4 protein-coding genes are annotated in these 5,069 nt (G+C 72.7%); 3 read left to right on the top strand and 1 reads right to left on the bottom strand.

What is annotated here, in order from left to right; genetic code table 11:
• A partial coding sequence (locus G3I41_RS01950; protein WP_239081448.1) for a right-handed parallel beta-helix repeat-containing protein occupies window positions 1-2,062 on the bottom strand: 2,062 nt, incomplete at its 3' end.
• Window positions 2,063-2,181: 119 nt separating this feature from the next.
• Between G3I41_RS01950 and hmgA the strand changes: the two genes are divergently transcribed.
• The 3 genes from hmgA to G3I41_RS01935 form a co-directional block, all read left to right on the top strand.
• Window positions 2,182-3,510: a homogentisate 1,2-dioxygenase gene (gene hmgA, locus G3I41_RS01945; protein ID WP_164398551.1), complete on the top strand. Its 1,329-nt coding sequence runs from the start codon at window positions 2,182-2,184 to the stop codon at window positions 3,508-3,510.
• A gap of 28 nt (window positions 3,511-3,538) precedes the next feature.
• Entirely contained in the window at window positions 3,539-4,339 is an 801-nt protein-coding gene (locus G3I41_RS01940) for a GntR family transcriptional regulator (protein ID WP_164398550.1), read from the top strand.
• A gap of 93 nt (window positions 4,340-4,432) precedes the next feature.
• Window positions 4,433-5,069: type ISP restriction/modification enzyme (locus G3I41_RS01935; protein WP_343242035.1), on the top strand; the 637-nt coding region annotated here is incomplete at its 3' end.

The following is a 5,069-nucleotide window of genomic DNA, read 5'->3' as shown; positions in this document are numbered from 1 at the left end:
CGGGCTCCGGTGCGCCGGCGCCCTCCGTACCGCCGTCCCCGTCCACGCCTCCGGCGCCCTCCGCGCCCCGCTCCCCGTGCCGGGCGGCGGCCACGACGGCCCAGACGACCCAGACCAGGCCGAGCAGCCCCCGCACCCAGGCCGGGCTCAGCGGGATCCACGGGATCATGAACACGCCCTTGTCCAGCGCGTCGAGCAGCGTCAGCGCGCCCAGGACCACGGTCACCCAGCCGAACACGGGACGCGCCGGGCGCAGCGCCAGGCCGAGGCCGGTCCACCAGAGCCCGGTCAGCAGCAGCGCGGCAGCCGGGACGTAGGTGGCGGCGAGGCCCATGGTCGAGCCGGCCACGTCGAGGCCGAGACCGATGACGCCCAGCACGGACGCGACCGTGGCGAGCCGGCTGGTCCGCAGCCGCCGCCACCAGAGGACCCCGCCGACGAGCACGAGGACCACGGCGATGCCCAGGGCGGCCTGGACCTCGATGCGTTCGATGCCTCGTGCCCCGTACCAGTCGCAGCCGGCCGGCAGCCGGCGGGCCCGTACGTCGTAGTCGGCGCAGACCAGCAGCTGGGCGAGTTTGACGGGTTCGCCCAAGAGCCGGTCGGTGGAGCCGGAGACGTCGCCCCGCTTCTCGCCGCAGCTGGGCAGGGAGCGCGGGGTGGAGGCGCCGGTGTCGGACTGCCAGCAGTTGCCGTCGCCCTGGCCGTCCCACCAGACGTCGGTGCCGTTGGGGCGGGACCTGCCGTCCTTGTCCTCGCCGAGGTGATTGCCGGCGTACCGGTTGTGGTGCGAGGTGTCGGTCTGCTTGCCGAGGGCGTTCTCGCCGCGGATGAAGGCGGGGACGGCGCTCAGGAAGAAGGCGGCGCGGTCCTGCCCGTAGATCCAGTTGTCCTCGTACCGGTTCCAGTTGCCGCCCGCGGTGATGATGCCGGTGCCCGGGGGCATGGAGATCTGCGGGCAGACGACGCCGTCCTCGTAACCCCGTTCGGCGGGCGGCTCGGCGCAGGTGCCGTCGGCGACGTAGCGGTAGTAGTCGGCGTTGTTGTCGTGGATCAGGTTGCGTTCGAAGCGGGCGTGATTCTGCGGGAGGCCGGGGTGGCCGGGAAAGGCGCTGTCCATCGAGGCGCCGCCCATGTTGTGGTCGAACTCGTTGTCGTGGACGTAGACGGAGTCTCCGGCGGTGCCGGAGTAGCCGACCATGCTGTGGTGGCTGCGGCAGCCGGTGATCTCGATCGAGTAGCGCGGTACGTCGTAGCCGTAGCCGTCGTTGATGTCCGAGGCGCTGCCGGGGTAGATGCCGGAGTCGCCGTTGCCGTAGGACTCGCAGTTCTTGTACAGGCCGTGGTCGCTGGCGAAGGTCAGGAAGCCGTACTCGTCGTTCCAGCGGGTCAGCACGTCGTCGATGACGAAGCCGTCCTGGGCGAGGACGTAGAGCGAGTTGAAGGTGGTGCGCTGGGCGGTGAAGTTCTTGAAGTAGATCCCGTCCGACTTGTCCGAGCGGATCGCGTTGAGCTTGCGGTACTTGGCGTCGATGACGACGTCGGTGCGGGCGGCGCCCGTGCCCTCGATCTGGAGGTCCTTCTTGCCGAGGATCGCCACCAGGTTCTGGTTGTGCGGGCACTGGGCCTGCTGCTCGTAGCTGAGGATCTGGTAGCCCAGCTTGGAGTCGGGGGCCTTGAGGTGGGCGCACTCCCCCTCCGGCGCGGGCAGCGAGGGCTCCTCCTCGTACAGGCCGGGCAGGATCGCGATGGTCTTCCCGGGCCCGTCGACGGCGTCCACCGCCTGCTGGAGGTGGCGGTAGCCGGAGGTGCGGCACCGCTCGAAGAGCGTGAGGTTGCGCGCCTTCAGCTCCTCGGGGAAGCCGGAGATCCGGCGCTCGAAGGCGGCCCGGTCGGTCTTGCAGACCAGGAGGTCGGGTTCGCCGGTGCGGTACACGGGGACGCTGCCGGTGCCGTCGGGCAGGGTGACCGGCCGTTCCTCGTGCGCCTGGGCGGCGGGGGCCGCGAGCAGTGCGGCGGCGAGCACCGCCGGAACCGCCAAAAGTCTTCGTGTCCACGACATGTGCGGGAGAGTAGAGCATTGTTCAGCTTTTTGGACCCCTTCTGCACGCCGAATGCCGTTGACTCTCCACGCTTCCATTCCTACGGTTATGCATAGGATTCCTTCGGACGGGAGCGCACATGGGCGGCATCGAGCAGGCGAGGAAGACGGCGGAGGGGCTTGAGTACTCCACCGGTTTCGGGAACCAGCACAGCTCGGAGGCGGTGCCGGGAGCGCTCCCGCACGGGCGCAACTCGCCGCAGCGCGCCCCCCTGGGGCTGTACGCGGAGCAGCTGAGCGGGTCCGCGTTCACCGAGCCCCGCGCCCACAACCACCGCAGCTGGCTGTACCGCATCCGCCCCTCGGCGGCCCATCCCCCCTTCGTCCGCACGGACAACGGCGCGCTGCGCTCGGCCCCGTTCACCGAGACCGTGCCCGACCCGAACCGGCTGCGCTGGGATCCGCTCCCCGAGCCGGCGCCCGGTACGGACTTCGTGGCGGGCCTGTGGACCCTGGGCGGCAACGGCGACGCGGCGCAGCGCACCGGCATGGCCGTGCACCTCTACCACGCCAACGCGGCGATGACGGACCGGGTGTTCAGCGACAGCGACGGCGAGCTGCTGATCGTCCCCCAGCACGGCGGGCTGCTCCTGCGCACCGAACTGGGCCTGCTGCGCGCCGAGCCCGGCCACGTCGCCCTGATCCCGCGCGGCGTCCGATTCCGGGTCGAACTGCTGGACGAGACCGCTCGCGGGTACGTCTGCGAGAACTACGGCCGCCCGTTCACACTCCCCGACCTCGGCCCGATCGGCGCCAACGGTCTCGCCAACGCGCGGGACTTCCTCGCCCCGGTCGCCGCGTACGAGGACGTGGAGCGCCCGGTCGAGGTGGTCAACAAGTACTGCGGCAACCTCTGGACGGCGACCTACGACCACTCCCCGCTCGACGTCGTCGCCTGGCACGGCAACCACACCCCGTACGTCTACGACCTGCACCGGTTCAACGTCATCGGCTCGATCAGCTACGACCACCCGGACCCGTCGATCTTCACGGTGCTGACCTCGCCCTCGGACACGCCGGGCCTGGCCGGGGTCGACTTCGTGGTGTTCGCGCCGCGCTGGCTGGTCGGCGAGGACACCTTCCGCCCGCCGTACTTCCACCGCAACGTGATGAGCGAGTACATGGGCCTGATCGAGGGCGCGTACGACGCGAAGACGGCCGGAAAGGGCGGCTTCGTACCCGGCGGCGGCTCGCTGCACACCATGATGTCGGCGCACGGCCCGGACCGGGAGACCTTCGAGAAGGCCAGCGCGGCGGAGCTGAAGCCGCAGAAGATCGACGACGGCCTCGCCTTCATGTTCGAGACCCGCTGGCCGGTCACCACGACCGCGCAGGCCGCGACGGCGGACCACCTGCAGCAGGGCTACGACGACGTGTGGCAGGGTCTGAGCCGCAACTTCAGGCCGTGACGGACCCCGCCGGGGCCGGCGACGACGCATGCAGGAGGACCAGGTGCCGCAGCCCGCTGCGAACGGCCCCGTGCCCCGGGGCGCCGCCTTCGCGCCCGACTCGCTGGTCCTGAACCGCAAGCTGCCGCTGTGGTACCAGGTCTCGCAGTCGCTGCGGGCGTCCATACTGGGCCGCGCCCCCGACGCCACGCTGCGGCTGCCCACCGAGGAGCAGCTCGCGGCGCACTACGGGGTCAGCGTGCTGACCATGCGCCAGGCGCTCAAGGAGCTGGAGGCCGAGGGCCTGATCAGCCGGCACCGGCGGCGCGGCACGTTCATCGAGCCGCACGCCCGCCGGGGCGCGCCGGTCCGGCTGCTCGGCTCGATCGACGCGATCGTCGCCCAGCAGTCGGGCGAGCGCTCCACGCTGCTCGACCACGGCCCGGTCCCGGTCCCGGGCGACGTGGCCGAGCACTTCCCGGGCTGCGCGGAGGTCGTCGGCTACCGCAGGCTGCGGTGCGACGGCACGACCGGCGAGCCGACCAACTGGGCGCAGAACTGGGTGCACCCGGAGGTCGCGGCGGACCTGGACCCGGCGGACCTCGACCGGTGGCCGATGACCAAGGTGCTGCGCGACCGGGTCAACGTCCCGATCTCCCGGATCACCGACACGGTCGAGGCCCGCCTCGCCGACCCGGCCACCGCCGGGCTGCTGGGCGTCCCGCTGCTGAGCCCGATCCTGTACTACACGGGCATCACGTACGACGAGGGCGGCCGGGTGGTCGACGTGGCCCGGATCCACTACCGGGGCGACCGCTTCTCGTTCTCGGTGACGGTGGAGGCGCACTGAGCCCGCGCGGGAAGGCGCCCTGACGCCGCCCCCGCCGCCGCCGTTACGATGCCGGGGAAGGCGGCGGGCGCGGCAGGCGGGGAGGACGACACGGTGGCAGCACCGGCAGCGGCCGGGTCCGGCGAGGGCCCGCGCGGCCCCCTCCTGGACGACCTCATGCCCTGGTCGGTCCGCCCGCTGCGCACCGGGCGCGCCTGGGTGACCGCCCCCGACGCGGCGTCCCTGCGGGCCCGCTGGGACCGCCTCGTGCGGGCGTCCGGCGAGGAGCGCGAGCGGCTGTTCGCCCCGACCCGCGCGCGTACGCAGCACACCGCCGTGACCGCCCTGCCCGGCCGGTCCGGCGCCACCGGCCGCTTCGCCCGCGAGACGGGCCCCTGCCCGGAGCCGGTGCGGGTGCTGCACGGACCGTACGACGAGCAGTGGCTGATCCCCGACCACCGTCTCATCGACGTGGCCCGGCCCGAGCTGTGGCGGGTCGCCGACGACCGCCAGCTCTTCCTGGTCGAGCACGGCCGGGTGCCGAACGATCCGGGCCCCGCCGTGTCGGTGACGGCGCTGCTGCCCGACGGCCACTCCCCCGCCGGCCGCCCCGGCCGGGTCCGCCCGCTGTACCGCCGCCCCGGCGGCCTCGAACCCAACCTCGCCCCCGGCCTGCTCCCCGTCCTGCGCGCCCGGTACGGGGACGCGGTCGCCGCCGAGTCGGTGCTCGCCTGGATCCTGGCGGCCGCCC

The organism is Streptomyces sp. SID9727 (assembly GCF_010550605.1).
Lineage (GTDB): Bacteria > Actinomycetota > Actinomycetes > Streptomycetales > Streptomycetaceae > Streptomyces.
Note: the sequence above shows the minus strand (reverse complement) of the source record. Positions and strands in the feature narration are given on the sequence as shown.

Excerpts from the sequence above, each read along its gene's own strand:
- hmgA (WP_164398551.1), top strand. The coding sequence starts at position 2,182 with ATGGGCGGCATCGAGCAGGCGAGGAAGACGGCGGAGGGGCTTGAGTAC.
- G3I41_RS01940 (WP_164398550.1), top strand. The coding sequence starts at position 3,539 with ATGCAGGAGGACCAGGTGCCGCAGCCCGCTGCGAACGGCCCCGTGCCC.